This window comes from Stenotrophomonas sp. NPDC077659, from assembly GCF_050268705.1.
GTDB lineage: Bacteria > Pseudomonadota > Gammaproteobacteria > Xanthomonadales > Xanthomonadaceae > Stenotrophomonas.
Genome location: NZ_JBNNHG010000082.1, coordinates 1 through 16,005, shown reverse-complemented (window position 1 = coordinate 16,005; position 16,005 = coordinate 1). Strand labels below are relative to the sequence as shown.

Annotated in this window: 12 protein-coding genes and 1 pseudogene; 8 read left to right on the top strand and 5 right to left on the bottom strand. The window is 66.4% G+C overall.

The window, feature by feature from the left end; translation table 11 throughout:
* Window positions 1-127 precede the first annotated feature (127 nt).
* Window positions 128-805, bottom strand: coding sequence for a (d)CMP kinase (gene cmk, locus ACQKDV_RS12485; protein ID WP_427784045.1), 678 nt, complete (start codon window positions 803-805; stop codon window positions 128-130).
* 197 nt (window positions 806-1,002) lie between these two features.
* On the opposite strand from cmk, the gene ykgO reads away from it, so the two are divergent.
* The 6 genes from ykgO (at window position 1,003) to ACQKDV_RS12455 (ending at window position 5,566) form a co-directional block, all read left to right on the top strand.
* Complete coding sequence (ykgO, locus tag ACQKDV_RS12480) at window positions 1,003-1,128, top strand: type B 50S ribosomal protein L36 (protein WP_005409283.1); 126 nt, start codon at window positions 1,003-1,005, stop codon at window positions 1,126-1,128.
* A gap of 149 nt (window positions 1,129-1,277) precedes the next feature.
* Window positions 1,278-1,607 (top strand): hypothetical protein, encoded by a 330-nt coding sequence (locus tag ACQKDV_RS12475; RefSeq protein ID WP_427784044.1) that lies wholly within the window; start codon window positions 1,278-1,280, stop codon window positions 1,605-1,607.
* 38 nt (window positions 1,608-1,645) lie between these two features.
* Complete coding sequence (locus ACQKDV_RS12470; protein WP_427784043.1) at window positions 1,646-2,683, top strand: agmatine deiminase family protein; 1,038 nt, start codon at window positions 1,646-1,648, stop codon at window positions 2,681-2,683.
* A gap of 225 nt (window positions 2,684-2,908) precedes the next feature.
* The gene (locus ACQKDV_RS12465; protein ID WP_008267821.1) at window positions 2,909-3,796 is read left to right on the top strand and encodes a carbon-nitrogen hydrolase; all 888 of its coding nucleotides are present in this window, start codon (window positions 2,909-2,911) and stop codon (window positions 3,794-3,796) included.
* 14 nt (window positions 3,797-3,810) lie between these two features.
* Window positions 3,811-4,341, top strand: a complete 531-nt coding sequence (locus ACQKDV_RS12460) for an N-acetyltransferase family protein (protein ID WP_427784042.1) — start codon at window positions 3,811-3,813, stop codon at window positions 4,339-4,341.
* 4 nt (window positions 4,342-4,345) lie between these two features.
* On the top strand, window positions 4,346-5,566 hold the full coding sequence (locus ACQKDV_RS12455) for a TraB/GumN family protein (protein ID WP_427784041.1): 1,221 nt from the start codon (window positions 4,346-4,348) through the stop codon (window positions 5,564-5,566).
* A gap of 222 nt (window positions 5,567-5,788) precedes the next feature.
* Here ACQKDV_RS12455 and ACQKDV_RS12450 read toward each other — a convergent pair whose 3' ends face one another.
* From ACQKDV_RS12450 to ACQKDV_RS12440, 3 genes are read right to left on the bottom strand one after another with little or no spacing between them, the layout of a single operon-like run.
* Window positions 5,789-8,872 (bottom strand): efflux RND transporter permease subunit, encoded by a 3,084-nt coding sequence (locus ACQKDV_RS12450; protein ID WP_427784040.1) that lies wholly within the window; start codon window positions 8,870-8,872, stop codon window positions 5,789-5,791.
* Entirely contained in the window at window positions 8,869-12,393 is a 3,525-nt protein-coding gene (locus tag ACQKDV_RS12445; protein WP_427784039.1) for an efflux RND transporter permease subunit, read from the bottom strand. Before ACQKDV_RS12445 ends, ACQKDV_RS12450 begins: the two co-directional genes overlap by 4 nt.
* Window positions 12,390-13,547, bottom strand: coding sequence for an efflux RND transporter periplasmic adaptor subunit (locus ACQKDV_RS12440; RefSeq protein ID WP_427784038.1), 1,158 nt, complete (start codon window positions 13,545-13,547; stop codon window positions 12,390-12,392). Before ACQKDV_RS12440 ends, ACQKDV_RS12445 begins: the two co-directional genes overlap by 4 nt.
* A gap of 204 nt (window positions 13,548-13,751) precedes the next feature.
* Here ACQKDV_RS12440 and ACQKDV_RS12435 point away from each other — a divergent pair, with 204 nt between their 5' ends.
* Window positions 13,752-14,141, top strand: a complete 390-nt coding sequence (locus ACQKDV_RS12435; RefSeq protein WP_427784037.1) for a c-type cytochrome — start codon at window positions 13,752-13,754, stop codon at window positions 14,139-14,141.
* Between the two features lie 9 nt (window positions 14,142-14,150).
* Window positions 14,151-14,612: a c-type cytochrome gene (locus ACQKDV_RS12430; protein WP_427784036.1), complete on the top strand. Its 462-nt coding sequence runs from the start codon at window positions 14,151-14,153 to the stop codon at window positions 14,610-14,612.
* Window positions 14,613-14,742: 130 nt separating this feature from the next.
* Here the strand turns inward: ACQKDV_RS12430 and ACQKDV_RS12425 are convergent.
* Window positions 14,743-15,948: pseudogene (locus ACQKDV_RS12425) on the bottom strand (ATP-binding cassette domain-containing protein); the annotation flags it as partial.
* Window positions 15,949-16,005 lie beyond the last annotated feature (57 nt).

Below are 16,005 nucleotides of genomic sequence, written 5' to 3'. Positions count from 1 at the left end.
CGGAGGGGATTAATTCTACTTAATCCCCTCCGTCCCCTTTTTTCGAGGGCAGCGGCGACGGAGCTGGTACAGCACTGCTTTGCGCGACCACCACCGATGCTGCTGGCAGTGCTCCCGCGCGAGCGGATCAGGCAGCCGGAACCGGAAGCAGATCCATCACCCGGGCAACGACATCATCGATGCCGATGCCTGTGGTGTCGATGAGGACGGCATCGTCTGCCGGCTTCAGGGGCGCCACGGTACGCTGGGCATCACGGGCGTCACGGGCCATGATCTCGCGCAGGAGGTCATCAAAGCTAACAGAAACCCCCTTGTCTTTCAACTGCTTATGCCGGCGCTCGGCGCGCTCCTCGGCACTGGCGGTCAGAAAGACCTTGCAGGGGGCGTCCTTGAAGATCACCGTACCCATGTCACGGCCATCGGCGACCAGGCCCGGCAGTTCCCTGAATGCGCGCTGGCGCTCCTTCAGGGCCGCGCGGACCTCCGGGATGGCGGCGATGGCCGAGGCCAGCGCACCGGTGGTTTCCAGGCGCAGCTCGTCGGTGGCATCGGTGCCGTTGACCATGACCCGCATCGATTCGCCCTGTTCAACAAACTGAACGCGGGTATCGAAGGTGCAGCGCACCAGCGCCGATGCATCGGAGGTGTCGATGTCGGCCCAGCTTGCAGCCACGCCCACTGCCCGGTACAAGGCGCCCGAATCCAGGTAATGCCAGCCCAGGCGGCGCGCGATGATGCGGCTGATGGTACCCTTGCCGGCCCCCGAAGGGCCGTCGATGGTCAGGACGGGAGCGAGTGGATTCATGGGGGTCCCAGAGCGTGTGAAGGGGCCATTCTAGCCCCTGCCAGACGCCCCCAGCGGGATCTTTTGTGCAACCACTTGAAACCACGAGGAAAAGCCCGGTAGAATGGCGGGCTTGAACGAGCGTCAACTGCCGATTGTCTTTCGCATATCGCGGCCACGCTCCACCCGAACAACTACTGTTTACGCCGAGGTATGCCATGAAAGTCCTGTCCTCCCTGAAGTCGGCGAAGGCCCGTCACCGCGACTGCAAGGTCGTCCGTCGTCGCGGCAAGATCTTCGTCATCTGCAAGTCGAACCCGCGTTTCAAGGCGCGTCAGCGCTAAGCCTCACGGCCTTCGGGCCGCGGCGGGTCCCACGCGGGGCCGACCCGATGCAAAAAACCGCCTTCGGGCGGTTTTTTGTTGCATGCAGCTTTTTTTTGCTGTCGTTTTTGCTGTAATCGCCGTTCTTGACCACTGGGGAGTAGATCGAGATGAAGCGTTACCTGGGCACCCTGGCCGTCCTGGCCACCCTGGCCGCCGCCACGCCGGCGCTGGCCGATACCCTGCTTGTGGACCGGGCAAATGAAAAGCCGGCCGGTGCCCTGCCCGTCCGCGGCCAGAGCATGCAGCAGGTGCAGTCGCAGTTCGGCGCGCCGAGCGAGCAGCTGCAGCCGCGTGGCGGGCAGAAGCGCCAGTGGCCCACCATCAACCGCTGGGTCTACCCGCAGTTCACCGTCTACTTCGAGAAGCAGAAGGTGATCGACGTGGTGGCCAACAAGGCGGATCCGAACGAGATCGGCCCCAAGCCGCCGATCCGCTGACCCCCTACCCGCCGCTGGCGGGCCTGTGTAGCGAGACCATGAAACAGACCCTTCGTTTTCCTGCCGAATGGGAAGCCCAGAGCGGCGTCCTGATTGCCTGGCCCACTGCCGATACCGACTGGGCCGACCGCCTGGGCCAGGTGGAGGAGACTTACATCGCGCTGGTCGCGGCCATCACCCGCTTCCAGCCGGTGCTGATCTGCGTGGCCGACGACGATGTGGAGACCTATGCCGAAATGCGGCTGCGCTCCAACCGCATCGATATGGATCGGGTCCGCTTCACCACGGCGGCGTATGACGATACCTGGCTGCGCGACTCCGGCCCGATCACCCTGCGCCGCGCCGACGGTGGTTTCCAGCTGCTGGATTTCCGCTTCACCGGCTGGGGCGGCAAGTTCGACGCGACCCTGGACGACCAGCTGGTGGGCGTGCTCGACCAGGCCGGTGTGTTCAACGATGCGCCGGTGCGCAGCATCCCGTTTGCGCTGGAAGGCGGCGGCATCGAGACCGATGGCGAAGGCACCCTGCTGACCACCTGGAAGTGCCTGCACGAGCGCCACCCCGACCGCGACCGTGCCAGCCTGAGCGCCGACCTGGCCGACTGGCTGCAGCAGGACCGCGTGCTGTGGCTGGACCACGGCTATCTGGAAGGCGACGACACCGACGCGCACATCGATACCCTCGCCCGCTTCGCTTCGGTCGACAGCATCGTCTACCAGGCCTGCGACGACGAGAGCGACTCGCACTACGCCGAGCTGCAGGCGATGGGCAACGAACTGGCCGCGCTGCGCACGAAGGATGGCCAGCCGTACCGCCTGTTCCCGCTGCCGTGGGCCCGGCCGGTGATCGACGAAGGCCGCCGCCTGGCCGCGTCGTATGCCAACTACCTGATCGTCAATGGCGCGGTGCTGATGCCGGCCTATGGCGATCCGGCCGATGACCTGGCCCGCGACGTGCTGGCGCAGGCGCACCCGGGCCGCGAGATCGTGCAGGTGCCCTGCCGTTCGCTGATCTGGCAGAACGGCAGCCTGCACTGCATCACCATGCAGCTGCCGGCAGGGCTGCTGAAGGCATGACGGATGATGCCGGGCCCCGCCCGGCACCGCTTTTGTAGAGTCGAGCCATGCTCGACTGGCTTTTTGTAGAGCCGAGCCCACGCTCGGCTGGCGCACTCGCGCAACCGGAGCAGAACGCAGCCGAGCATGGGCTCGGCTCTACAACACCGGCCCATTCAGCGCGCGACACGCCGTCGCCGCCCATCCGCGCTAACATGCTGGTTTTCCCCCGCAGGAACGCCCCGCATGAACTCGCGCAGCCCCCTTACCGTCGCCCTGATCCAGGAGCGCAACCACGGTGATGCCGCCGCCAACCTGGCGGTGATCGAAGCACGCGTGGCCGAGGCGGCTGCGCAGGGCGCGAAACTGGTGCTGCTGCAGGAACTGCACAATGGCCCGTACTTCTGCCAGCACGAGTCGGTGGACGAGTTCGATCTGGCCGAGCCGATCCCCGGTCCGAGCACCGAGCGCCTGGGCGCACTGGCGAAGAAGCACGGCGTGGTGCTGGTCGGCTCGCTGTTCGAGCGCCGTGCCGCCGGCCTGTACCACAACACCGCGGTGGTCTTCGAGAAGGACGGCACCCTGCTGGGCAAGTACCGCAAGATGCACATCCCGGACGATCCGGGCTTCTACGAAAAGTTCTACTTCACCCCGGGCGACATCGGCTTCACGCCGATCGATACCTCGGTGGGTCGCCTTGGCGTGCTGGTGTGCTGGGACCAGTGGTACCCGGAAGCGGCGCGCCTGATGGCGCTGGCCGGTGCCGAACTGCTGCTGTACCCCACCGCGATCGGCTGGGACCCGGACGATGTGCAGGACGAGAAGACCCGCCAGCGCGACGCTTGGGTGCTGAGCCACCGCGGCCACGCCGTGGCCAACGGCCTGCCGGTGCTGAGCTGCAACCGCGTCGGCCATGAGGCTTCGCCGCTGGGCGCCTCGGGCATCCAGTTCTGGGGCAACAGCCACGTGCTGGGCCCGCAGGGCGAATTCCTGGCCGAAGCCGGCACGGAGGCCACCGTGCTGCTGTGCGATGTCGACCTGCAGCGCAGCGAGCATGTGCGCCGCATCTGGCCGTTCCTGCGCGACCGTCGCATCGATGCGTACGGTGACCTGCTCAAGCGCTACATCGACTGAGCCGGAGCGCTGCCATGGCCGTCCTCATCCGTGATGCCGGCCCGGCCGACATCGCCGCGATCACCGCGATCTACGCGGTGGAAGTGACCGACTTCGTCAACACCTACGAGTACGACATCCCCGAGCAGGACGAGATGCTGCGCCGCATGCGCGACATCATCGACCGTGGCTTCCCCTACCTGGTCGCCGAGATCGATGGCCAGGTGGCGGGCTATGCCTACGCCAACACCTACCGCACCCGCGTAGCCTACCAGTGGACCGTGGAAAACTCGGTCTACGTCGACGCCGCCTACCAGGGCAAGGGCGTGGGCACCAGCCTGCTGCAGGCGCTGATCGATGCCTGCGTGGCGCGCGGCTACCGGCAGATGGTAGCCGTGATCGGCGAGCCGACCAATACCGCTTCCATCAAGCTGCACGAACGCTTCGGCTTCCACCTGGTGGGCGTGTTCAAAGGCCTGGGCCGCAAGCACGGCCGCTGGCTGGACACCGTACAGATGCAGCGCGCGCTCGGCGATGGCGCCGGCACCGCACCTTCCAATGAATGAACCCATGACTGAAACCCTTCCCGAAACCGGCGACGATCTGTTCGCCGGCCAGCCGGTGCGCGTCGTTGAACGCGACGGCGTGCGTTACACCCTGCTGGGCACCGCCCACGTTTCCCACGCCAGCGTCGAGGCGGTGGAAAAGGCCATCGACAGCGGCCGCTTCGATGCTGTGGCCGTCGAACTGGACCCGCAGCGCCTGCAGGCGCTGAGCGACCCGGACACACTGGCCAAGCTGGACCTGGTGGAAGTGATCCGCAAAGGCCGCGTGGCGCTGTTTGCCGCCAACCTGGCACTGTCGGCCTACCAGCGCCGCCTGGCCGAGCAGCTGGGCATCGAGCCCGGCGCCGAGCTGAAGCGCGCAGTGGATCTGGCGCGCGAGCGCGGCCTGCCGGTACAGCTGATCGACCGCGAAGTCGGCCTGACCTTCCGCCGCGCCTCGCAGCGGCTGGGCTTCTTCGGCAAGCTGAAGCTGGTGGCCGGCCTGGGCGCCGGCCTGTTTTCGTCGGAAGAAGTGGGCGAGAACGAAATCGAGAAGCTCAAGCAGGGCGACATGCTGGAATCAAGCTTCGGTGAGTTCGCCACTGAAAACCCGGCGCTGTACGAGACCATCATCGGCGAGCGCGACCGTTACATGGCTACGCGCCTGCGCGAGGAACACCACCCGCAGTTGCGCGAAGTGCTGGCCGTGGTCGGTGCCGGCCACCTGGCCGGGCTGGCGCGCTATCTGGAAACCGACACCGCCGCACCTGCGCCCCTGCGCGCGGAACTGGAAGCGGTGCCGAAGAAGCGCAACATCCCGTGGTTCACCTTGGGCATCCTGGCCATTGTCATCACCGGCATCGCAGTGGGCTTCTACCGGGGCGGCCTGGGCGTGGGTACCGAACTGCTGGCAACGTGGGCGATGTACACCGGCGGCCTGGCCGGCATCGGCTGCCTGCTGGCCGGCAGCCATCCGCTGAGCATCCTCACCGCGATCGCGGTGGCGCCGTTCAAGCCGTTCCGCCTGAGCATCCCCACCGGCGCATTTTCGGCGCTGGTGGAAGCGCGCCTGCGCAAGCCGGCCTACGAGGATTTCCTCAAGCTGCGTGACGATGCGCAGAGCCTGAAAGGCTGGTACCGCAACCGTGTTACCCGCGTGGTGCTGACCTTCATGCTGACCAACATTGGCAGCATGCTGGGCCTGTGGCTGACTGCAGGCAAAGTGTGGGGCCAGGTTGCGGGTTGATTGCCGCGCCCCGCCGGGCCATGCCCGGCGGAAAAAAAAGGGGGAGACCGCCCCACTACGACCGGTCTCCCCCCACCACAAACACAATGTTGCGCTTAACAGCCGGGCAGCGCCCGGCTCTACCGGTCGACGGCATCGGCAGGCGAAAGGCAGGCGAAAGGCAGCCGAGCATGGCTCGGCTCTACAGTGTCCCTCCCCCCACCACAAACACGATGTTGCGCGTTACAGCCGGGCAGCGCCCGGCTCTACCGGTTCCAGCCCGCGCGCGCGCCGGATCAGGTGCGCCACTGCACTGCGCAGGTCATCCAGCACCGCATAGATGGTCGGCAGGAACAGCAGGCTGACCACGGTGGAGAACGCCAGGCCGCCGGCAATCGCGCGCGCCATCGGGGCGTACTCCGGGCCATCACCGAACATCTGCGTGCTGGTCAGCGAAATCGGCACCATCGCCAGGATCGCTGTACCCATCGTCATCATGATCGGCCGCAGGCGCTCGCGCGAGCCTTCCACCAGTGCCTGGGTGCGGCCCATGCCGCTGCGCCGCAGGTTGTTGATGTGCTCGATCATCACGATGCCGTTGTTCACGACCACACCCATCAGCACCAGGATGCCGATGAAGGACATGATGCCGAACGCGGTGCCGGTGATCCAGAACAGCCAGAACACGCCGAAGATCGAGAACAGCACGCCGCTCATGATCGCCGCCGGGAACAGCAGCGACTCGAATACCGCTGCCATCACCACGTAGATCATCACCAGGGCGATGAGCAGGTTGAACACCATCTGCTGCATCGCTTCGTTGTCATTGCCGTAGTCGCCGCCGTCGAAACTGTAGCCATAGCCGGCCGGGAAGCTCATCGGCTTGAGCACGGCTTCAATGGCCTTGCGGCCGTCGGGCGCGGTGATCTTCCCGGCCAGATTGGCCTTGATGGTCAGCGTGGTCTGGCGGTTGGTGCGGCCGATCTGGGTGGCCGATGAGCCGACATCCACCGTCACCAGACTCAGCAGCGGCACGCTGCGGCCATCACCGGTGCGCACGCTGTAGCTGGCCAGGTCTTCCGGACTGCTCTGCTCGGCACCGGCAAACCGCACCCACACCGGCACTTCATTGTCGCCGCGGCGGAACTCACGCAAGGGTGCGCCACGCAGGGCCAGGCCAACGAAGCTGGCAACCTGTTCGGCATTGAAGCCGAAGGCTGCGGCGCGCTCACGGTCAACACGCACTTTCAGTTCGCCGCCCTTTTCACCGTTGTCGATGCGGACGTCGCGCAGCTCGGCACGCTGGGCCAGCAGCGGCAGCACTTCCTCACCGATCTGCTGCAGCATGCTGCTGGAATCGCCCACCAGCTGAACCTGGACACCCTGGTTGCCGCTGCCGCCATCGCCGCCCTGGTTGCCGACGAAGTAATCGGTACGCGCCGACTTCGGCAGGCCCTTGCGGATATCCTCCTGCAGCGCCTTGATGTCCTTGGCATGCTTCTCGTCGATGGTCACGATGGTAGAGCTGCCTTCCTGCTCGCTGTACCAGGAGTAGACCTGCTGCACGTGCAGCCGCTCGCGGTTCTGCTCCACCCAGGCTTCGACGCGCGCCACTTCGTCGGACATCTGCCGATAGGTGTAGGCACCCTTCCACATGTAGCCGATGAAGATGTCCTTGCCACCGCCACCACCGAACATGTCCACCTTGGTCAGCTTCATCGGTACCAGGCTGACCAGCACCACCAGCACGATGCCCAGCAGGCTCCAGCCACGATGGCGCAGCGACCAGTCCAGCAGGCGGGCATAGCGGCGCTGCAGGCGGGCGATCACGCCGGTCTGCGAATGCAGCAGCTTGGGCGTGGCCATGCGCGCGGACAGCATCGGAATCAGGCTGACCGCCACCAGCCACGAGGCCAGCAGCGAGACCGAGATGGTGATCGCGATCTGCGCCATGAAGATGCTGATGTTGTTGGTTTCTCCAAACAGGTTGGGCACGAACACGATGCAGTGGCACAAGGTACCGGCGCTGAGTGCGATGGCCACGTTGCGGGTACCGATGATCGAGGCCAGCCGCGGCTGGCCCGGCATCCGCTCGCGTTCCTGGTAGATGCTCTCCACCACCACCACGGCGTTGTCCACCAGCATGCCCACGGCCAGCAGCAGGCCCATCATGGTCAGGATGTTCAGCGTTACCCCGGCGAAATACATGAAGCCCAGGGTGATGGTGAAGCAGATCGGGATCGCCAGGGTCACCATCAGGGTGGACGGCCAGTGGCGCAGGAAGAAGAACAGCACGGTGACCGACAGGATCAGGCCGACCGCACCGGCCTCGGCCAGTTCCAGCAGCGAGGAGGTGACCGCCTTGCCCTGGTTGTCGATGACCTTGATCTGCACATCGCGCATCGACTCCTGCGCGCGTATCGCCTCGACCTCGGCCAGGGCAGCGCGCGAAACGTCCACCAGGTTGGCGCTGCGCTCCTTGAAGATGTCCAGGCCGATGGCCGGGTTGCCGTCGAGGCGACGCCCGTAGTTCATCCGTGCCGGCTTCAGCCGCACCTCGGCGATGTCACCCAGGCGCAGGCCCTTGGCGTTGATCACCAGGTCACGCATTTCCTGCAGGTCGGTGATCTCGCCCACCGGCTGCACGCGCACGCGCTGGCCGTTGTCGGTGATCTGCCCGGCCGAGATCGAGAAGTTCAGCGTGCGCAGGCGGTCGCTGAGTTCGTTGATGCTCAGGCCGTGCGCGCTGAGCCGGTCGGGATCGATGGCGATCTCGACCTCGTTCGGCGGTGCACCGGTGATGTCCACGCGGGCCACGCCCGGGATGCGCTCGATGCGCCGCTTGAACTCGCGGTCGAGCATGTCGTAGGCCGCAGTCAGGTCGGTGGCGCTGGCCAGGCGGACCTTCAGCACCGGCTGGTCGCTGCTGGACCACTTGAACACGTTGTAGCGCTGCAGGTCGTCGGGCAGGTCGCTGCGGATGGAATCGATGCGTTCACGCGCATCGGAGGCGGCGATGGCGATATCGCGGTCCCAGTCGCTGAACTCGATGAAGATCGACGCCGCTTCAGACGTCGCCTGCGAGCGCATGCGCTTGATGCCGGTCATCGTCGCCAGCGATTCCTCCACCGGGCGGATGATGGTCCGTTCCACTTCTTCCGGGGTCGAGCCGGTGTAGGGAATCTGCACGAACAGGAACGGCGCGGAGATGTCCGGCAGCGCTTCCAGCGGCAACCGGAACGAGGCGATCAGGCCCACCACCACCAGCGAGATGAAGCACATGATGGTGGTGACCGGACGACGGATGGAGAACTCGGCAACACTCATGCCGGTTCCTCCGCACCCGCTGCATGCCCGTCCTCTGCCGCGTGCAGACCTTCGCCGGCATGCTTGCGGCCGCGCTCGCGGTAGTACGCATCGCCGCGGCGGTCCATCCGGTCGTACACCACCGGGATGACCAGCAGGGTCAGCAGGGTCGACACCAGCAGGCCACCGATGACGGTGATCGCCATCGGCGCGCGCACCTCGAGGCCCTCGCCCATCGCCACCGCCAGCGGCAGGAAGCCGAACAGGGTGCACAGGGTGGTCATGATGATCGGCCGCAGGCGCGAGCGTGCGCCCTCCACCAGCGCCTCATGCTTGGCCACGCCGGCTTCGCGCAGCTGGTTCACCTTGTCGATCAGGATGATCGCGTTCTTGGTGACCAGGCCGACCAGCAGGATCAGGCCGATGAACACCACCACCGAAATGGGTTTTCCGGTCAGCATCAGCGCCAGGATCGCGCCGACCAGGGCCAGCGGGATGGTGAACAGGATGACGAACGGGTGCAGCAGCGATTCGAACTGCGAGGCCATCACCAGGTAGACCAGGAAGATGGCCAGGCCGAAGGCGAAGATCAGCGACTTCGCCGCCTGCGCCAGTTCCTCGCCCTGGCCGCCGATGTGCAGGCCGACGCCCGCACCCAGCGGCTGCTCGGCCACCATCTGCTGCACTTCACGCATGGCCGCGCCCAGATCGATGTCGCGCAGGTTGGCCGAGACCACGGCCACGCGGGTCTGATCGGCGCGATGGATCTCGCTGGGGCCGGTGGTGGCGACCACGTCGGCCACCGCGTCCAGGGTGACCGGGCGGCTGCTGCCGGGGTTCACGATCAGGCGGCGGATGCTGTCCACGCTGGCACGGTCCCCCTCCTGCGCACGCACCAGCACATCGATCTTGCGGTCACGGAAGCTGTAGCGGGTGGCCACGTCACCCCGCACCTTCTTCACCACCACATCGGCGATCTGGCGGGTGGTCAGGCCCAGCGCACCGGCGCGTTCCTGGTCGAAGCGGATCTGGATTTCCGGGAAGCCTTCTTCCACCGTCGACTTAACGTCGGCGTAGTGCGCGTTGCCGCGCAGCAGTGCGGCCAGGCGCTGGCCGGCCTGCTCCAGAGTAGCCATGTCCTGCCCGCGCAGTTCGATTTCCAGCGGCGTGGAGAAGCTGAACAATGCCGGCCGCGCGAAATCGACCTGCGCGCCCGGATGCTGGCCGATGGTGCCGCGCAGGCGCTCGGTGATCTCGGCCTCGGTGCGCGCGTTGCCGCCGCCTTGCATCACCACGGTCAGCTTGCCGATGTTCTCGCCGCTCTCGGTCGGGCTGGCGTCCAGCCGCGTGCCGCTGCCGCTGACACCGTACAGCGAGGCCACGCCTTCGCCCTTGCCATGGGCCAGCTGCAGTTCGCGCACCAGGGCGTCGGTCTGCTTCAACGGGGTGCCGGCGGGCAGTTTCACCGTCATCTCGAAACGGTCCTGGGCCAGCTGCGGAATCAGGTCGGCACCGAGCATCGGCACCAGCGCCATGGTGCCGACGAAGGCCAGCGCGGCCAGCGACAGCACCTTGCCCGGGTGCGCGAGTGCACTCGGCAGCAGCCGCAGGTAGCCACGTTCGGCACCGGCGTACGGCTTCATCGCGATGTCGCTGGCCTTGCGCATGACCGGCCCGACCACGGCGACCACGCCGCGCCACACCCGCACCACCAGCCAGGCCAGGGCGAAGAAGGTCCAGCGCATGCTGGCCACGAAGCCGCGACGGCCGAGCGCGACCGGCTTCTGCCAGCGGCTCTGCGGGCGCCAGGCTTCGGCGGCGGCTTCTTCCGGGAACGCCAGCGGCGGCCTGCCCTTCAGCGAACTGAGCATCGGGATCAGGGTCATCGATACCAGCAGCGAGATCGCGATGGCGATCGCCACAGTCAGCGCCTGGTCGCGGAACAGCTGGCCGGCAATGCCATCGACGAACACCAGCGGCAGGAACACGGCAATAGTTGTCAGCGTGGAGGCCACCACCGCCATGCTCACTTCACGGGTACCGACGATGGCCGCCTGCAGGATGCCCAGCCCGCGTTCGCGCGCCTTGGCGATGCTTTCCAGCACCACGATCGAGTCATCCACCACCAGGCCGGTGGCCAGCGCCAGGCCGCCCAGCGACATCACGTTCAAGCTCAGGCCGAGCTGGCCCATGAAGAAGAACGTGGCGATGATCGAGACCGGCAGCGACAGGCTGATGACGAAGGTGGACCAGCCATCACGCAGGAACAGGAAGATGATGAGGATGGCGAGCAGGCCGCCGATCACCGCATCCTTCTTGACGTCACTGATGGCGTGTTCGATGAAGCGCGACTGGTCCTCGATGGTGGTCAGTTCGGCATCGCTGGGGAACGTGGCCTTGATCTGCTCCAGGCGCTTGCGCAGCGCTTCGGCGGTGGCAACGGTATTGGCGTCGCCTTCCTTGTAGATCGCCAGCTCGACCGATTCCTTGCCACCCAGGCGGATGATCGCTTCGCGCTCCTTGTAGCCCTGGCGCACGGTTGCCACATCCTTCAGGCGTACCGGCACGCCGTTGGCAACGACGCTGGAACCACCACCGGAGGAGGCACTCTGCGCCGCCGACGCCGCGGCGACGGCCGCTGCCGAACCGGTGGACGCAGCGATGTTGAACATCTGCTGCAGGGCCGAATCGGCGGCGCTGCCGTTGGACGACTGGGTGGTGACCAGCAGGTTGCGGATTTCTTCCAGATCGGCGAACTGGTTGACGGTGCGTACCAGGAAGCGTTGCGAACCCTCCTCCAGGCGACCACCGGAGATGTTGATGTTCTCTTCCTTCAGGCGCTTGATGACGGTGTCGATGGGCAGGTTGAGCTGGGCCAGCTTCTGCTGGTCGATGTCCACCTGGATCTCATCTTCCAGGCCACCGCCGACCTTCACCGCCGCCACGCCGGTCACCGGTTCCAGCTTCTTCTTCAGGTCTTCGTCGGCATAGCGGCGCAGGCCGGTCAGTTCGCGGATGGCATCTTCATCGCTGGCCGGGCTGGCCTTGGTTGACAGCACCAGGCGCATGATCGGCTCGGTGGACGGATTGAAGCGCAGCAGCACCGGCGCCTTGGCCTCCAGTGGCAGGTTCAGCGCTTCCATCTTGTCGCGCACTTCCAGGCTGGCCTGGTCCATGTTGGTGCCCCAGGCGAATTCGAGCACCACATCGCTCTGCCCGGTGCGCGAGACCGACTTCAGCTTGCGCAGGTTCTTGACCACGCCTACGGCTTCTTCCACCGGCTGGGTGATCAGGCTTTCGATCTCCGTCGGTGCCGCGCCGGTGTATTCGGTACGCACGGTCAGGGTGGGATAGCTCAGGTCCGGCAGCAGGTTGACCTTGAGGTTGTTCAGCGCGATCAGGCCGAACAGCAGCAGGGTGACCGTGAACATGGCGATGGTGACGCGGCGGCGGGTGGCGAATTCCACCAGGCCGCCGCGCATGCCGGCAGCGGCGCCGTCGCGCGCTGGCGAGGCACCGTGGTCGTGTCCCGGGGTATTCATTGCTGGCTCCCGGCCTTGTCTGCGGGTGTGGCGGCGGCCACGGTGGCCGGTTTGGCCTTGCTGGCGGTGGGATCGGCAATGATCTGCACGGAGGTGCCATCGCGCAGGGCGACCTTGCCGGCGGTGACGATCCGGTCGCCGGCCGCCAGGCCTTCGCGGATTTCCACCCACGGGCCTTCGGCGTAGCCCAGCTTCACCGGCACGCGCGCCACCTTGCCTTCGCGCACGCGGAACACCGCCGGCTCGCCGTCGTCCAGCAGGGCCAGGCGCGGCACTACCAAGGCGTCTGCACGCTGGTCGTAGTCGATGCGGATGCGCCCGAACATGCCCGGTTGCAGCGCATGCTCGGTGCCGTTGAAGGCGCTGACCACGCGGAAGGTGCCACTGCCGGAATCAACCACCGGGGCGATGCGGTCCACCGTGCCGGTGAAGCTCTGCCCCGGCAGCGCGTCGGCGGTGAGGGTGACCGGCTGGCCGGCGCGCAGCGTCGCCAGTTCGCGTTCTGGCACGTTGAGGGTGGCCTCCAGCTGCGAGTTGTCGACGATGCGGAAGATGGGCGTATTGATCTGCACGAAGTTGCCGGTCTTGATCGACCGCGAGGCGATCACCCCGGAGATCGGTGCCACCACGGTGGTGTAGGACAGTTCCAGCGTCGCCAGGCGGTACTGCGCACGCACGTTTTCCAGGTCGTAGCGCAGCTGGTCGACGCTGGCGGCACTGACCAGCTGCTGGCCGACCAGCTTCTGCGCACGCTGGTAGTCGTTTTCCAGCTTGCGCATCTGCGCTTCGCTCTGTGCCACGGCCAAGCGCGCGCGGTCCGGGTCCAGGCGCACCAGCGGCTGGCCGGCGGTCACCCGCTGGCCTTCCTCCACCAGCACGGCCAGCGCCACGCCGGAGGTCTTGGCCACCACCTGCGATTCGGCGCGCGGTTCCAGCGCGGCGGTGCCGGTGTAGCTGGCGGCAACAGCGCGATGGTTGGCCACGGCCACTTCCACCGGCACCGCATCGACCTTCTTCTCTTCCTTGGCGTCGGCGGCCTTGGCTTCAGAATTGGGGCCCGCAGCGCAACCGCCCAACAGCAGGGAGGTGGAAATGAGCAGGGCAGCGGCACAGAGTCCAGTGCGGCGGCCGGGCGGGAAGTTGGGGTGCGACATCGTCAGTTCCTGGAGGATGCGTGGGCAGGTGTGGTAGCAAAGTAATGCACCACTTCACGGCAACACCATATCCCAAAGGTCATGGTGCCTTCACCCAGTCCGTCGAGCCGCCCCATTTCAGCTAGATGAAACCTGGGGCTATACTCGGGTCGTTCCGTACCCCACGCCGGAACGACCAGACCCGAATCCCCGGATAACGACATCATGCGCCCGCAGCCGCTCGCCGCTTGTCTCGCTCTGGCCGTCCTCCTGCCCCTCGGGGCCGCCGCACAGCCCGCCCCTGCTCCTGCAGCACCCGCCCCGGCTCCGGCCCCGGCCACCCCGCCCGCTGCCGCCACCCCGGACGGCAATTTCGACAACGGCCGGGTGCTGGCCTATACGTGCCAGGGTTGCCATGGCATCACCGGTTACAAGAACGCCTACCCCAGTTACCGGGTACCCAAGATCGGTGGCCAGACCCAGCAGTACCTGACCCAGGCCCTGACCGAGTACCGCCAGGGCAAGCGCCGGCATCCGACGATGCAGGCACAGTCGATGAGCTTCAGCGAACAGGAGATCGCCGATCTCGCTGTTTACCTGTCCACCGTCAAGTAAGGCCCGCCCATGTCGAAAGCCGCGCATACGGTGCGTCACGCCATCGCCCTGTCCGTTGCCCTGCTGCTGGCGGCCTGCTCGCAGTCGCAGGTGGAAAGCAGTGAGAAATCCGCAGGCGACCCCGGCCATGCCAGTGGCGAACACGGTTCGTCTTCCTCGGCGGGCCTGCCGGCGGGCCGTGAGGCGGCCGGCGAAGCCCGGGCCAGGGTGAAGGGAAAAGCGACCAACCAGAGCTGCATTGATTGCCATGGTGCCGACGGCAATGCGCCGATCGACCCGACCTACCCGAAACTGGGTGGGCAGTACGGTGATTACCTGGCCCACGCCCTGCAGGCCTACCGTGCCGGCGACCGCCAGCACGCGTTGATGACCCCGCAGGCGAAGGACCTGAGCGATCAGGACATCGCCGACCTGGCCGCGTACTTCGGCAGCCGGCCGAGCCAGCTGCGGGATCTGCACGGGGTCAAATGACCCCCCGCATTCCGGTGGGTGCGGTGGGTGCGGACCGTTGGTCCGCACAGATGGATCACCCATCCACGCATGGCGTGGATCTACCGGGCATCGTCGTCGGTAGGTGCGGACCGTTGGTCCGCACGAATCCTCAACCTTCCAGCTCTTCCCAGCGCGCGTACGCCGCATCCAGCTCGGCCTGCACCTTGGCCAGCTGCTGGGTGTGTGCGGTCACCTCGGCGCTGCTGCGGGTGTAGAACGCCGGGTCGTTCATCGCGGCGGTCAGCCCTTCCACATCGCCTTCCAGCGTCTCGATGGTCTTGGGCAGCTGTTCCAGTTCGCGCGCCTCCTTGTAGGCCAGCTTGCGCTTGGGCGCTGCGGTCGAAGCTGCAACGGCAGCAGCGGCCGCCGGTTTGGCGGCGGGGGGCGCCGCAGGAGCCGCCACGCTGGCCGCATAGCGCTGCCAGTCGGTGTAGCCGCCCACGTATTCGCCAATCACGCCATCGCCTTCCATCACCAGCGTGGAGGTCACCACGTTGTCGATGAAGTCACGGTCGTGGCTGACCAGCAACAGCGTGCCGGTGTAGTCGCCCAGCAGCTCTTCCAGCAGCTCCAGGGTTTCCACGTCGAGGTCGTTGGTCGGTTCGTCCATCACCAGCAGGTTGGACGGCTGCGCGAACAGCTTGGCCAGCAGCAGGCGGTTGCGCTCGCCACCGGAAAGGCGGGTGATCGGTGCGCGCGCACGCTCGGGGGTGAACATGAAATCCTGCAGATAGGCATGCACGTGCTTGCGCTTGCCGTTGAACTCGAGGAAATCGCGGCCTTCGGCCACGTTCTCGATGGCGCTCCAGTCCTCACGCAGCACCGCACGGTACTGGTCGAAATAGGCGATCTGCAGGTTGGTACCGGCGTTGACTTCACCCTTGGCCGGCTGCAGTTCGCCCAGCAGCAGCTTCAGCAGCGTGGTCTTGCCGCTGCCGTTGGGGCCGATCAGGCCGATGCGGTCGCCACGCAGGATGGTGGTGGTGAAGTCGCGGACCATGGTGCGGTCGCCGAAGGCGAACGAAATGTCCTTGACGTCGATGACCTTCTTGCCGGAGCTGACACCCTGCGCGGCTTCCATCTTGACGTTGCCGCTGAGTTCGCGGCGCTCGGAACGCTCGTTGCGCATCGCCTTCAGGCGGCGCACGCGGCCTTCGTCGCGGGTGCGGCGGGCCTTGATGCCCTGGCGGATCCACACTTCTTCCTGCGCCAGCAGCTTGTCGAAGCGGGCGTTTTCCTGTGCCTGTGCGTTCAGGCGTTCTTCGCGGCGGCGCTCGTAGTTGGCCCAGTCGCCCGGCCAGCTGGTGACCTGGCCGAGCCGTACAGGTGTTCAGCGCCGCCGGCTACAGCCAGATCGAAGCGCACACCAAGG

Bases quoted from the DNA above. Each gene is read 5' to 3' on its own strand.
- cmk (WP_427784045.1), bottom strand. From the start codon at position 805: ATGAATCCACTCGCTCCCGTCCTGACCATCGACGGCCCTTCGGGGGCC.
- ykgO (WP_005409283.1), top strand. From the start codon at position 1,003: ATGAAAGTCCTGTCCTCCCTGAAGTCGGCGAAGGCCCGTCACCGCGAC.
- ACQKDV_RS12475 (WP_427784044.1), top strand. From the start codon at position 1,278: ATGAAGCGTTACCTGGGCACCCTGGCCGTCCTGGCCACCCTGGCCGCC.
- ACQKDV_RS12470 (WP_427784043.1), top strand. From the start codon at position 1,646: ATGAAACAGACCCTTCGTTTTCCTGCCGAATGGGAAGCCCAGAGCGGC.
- ACQKDV_RS12465 (WP_008267821.1), top strand. From the start codon at position 2,909: ATGAACTCGCGCAGCCCCCTTACCGTCGCCCTGATCCAGGAGCGCAAC.
- ACQKDV_RS12460 (WP_427784042.1), top strand. From the start codon at position 3,811: ATGGCCGTCCTCATCCGTGATGCCGGCCCGGCCGACATCGCCGCGATC.
- ACQKDV_RS12455 (WP_427784041.1), top strand. From the start codon at position 4,346: ATGACTGAAACCCTTCCCGAAACCGGCGACGATCTGTTCGCCGGCCAG.
- ACQKDV_RS12450 (WP_427784040.1), bottom strand. From the start codon at position 8,872: ATGAGTGTTGCCGAGTTCTCCATCCGTCGTCCGGTCACCACCATCATG.
- ACQKDV_RS12445 (WP_427784039.1), bottom strand. From the start codon at position 12,393: ATGAATACCCCGGGACACGACCACGGTGCCTCGCCAGCGCGCGACGGC.
- ACQKDV_RS12440 (WP_427784038.1), bottom strand. From the start codon at position 13,547: ATGTCGCACCCCAACTTCCCGCCCGGCCGCCGCACTGGACTCTGTGCC.
- ACQKDV_RS12435 (WP_427784037.1), top strand. From the start codon at position 13,752: ATGCGCCCGCAGCCGCTCGCCGCTTGTCTCGCTCTGGCCGTCCTCCTG.
- ACQKDV_RS12430 (WP_427784036.1), top strand. From the start codon at position 14,151: ATGTCGAAAGCCGCGCATACGGTGCGTCACGCCATCGCCCTGTCCGTT.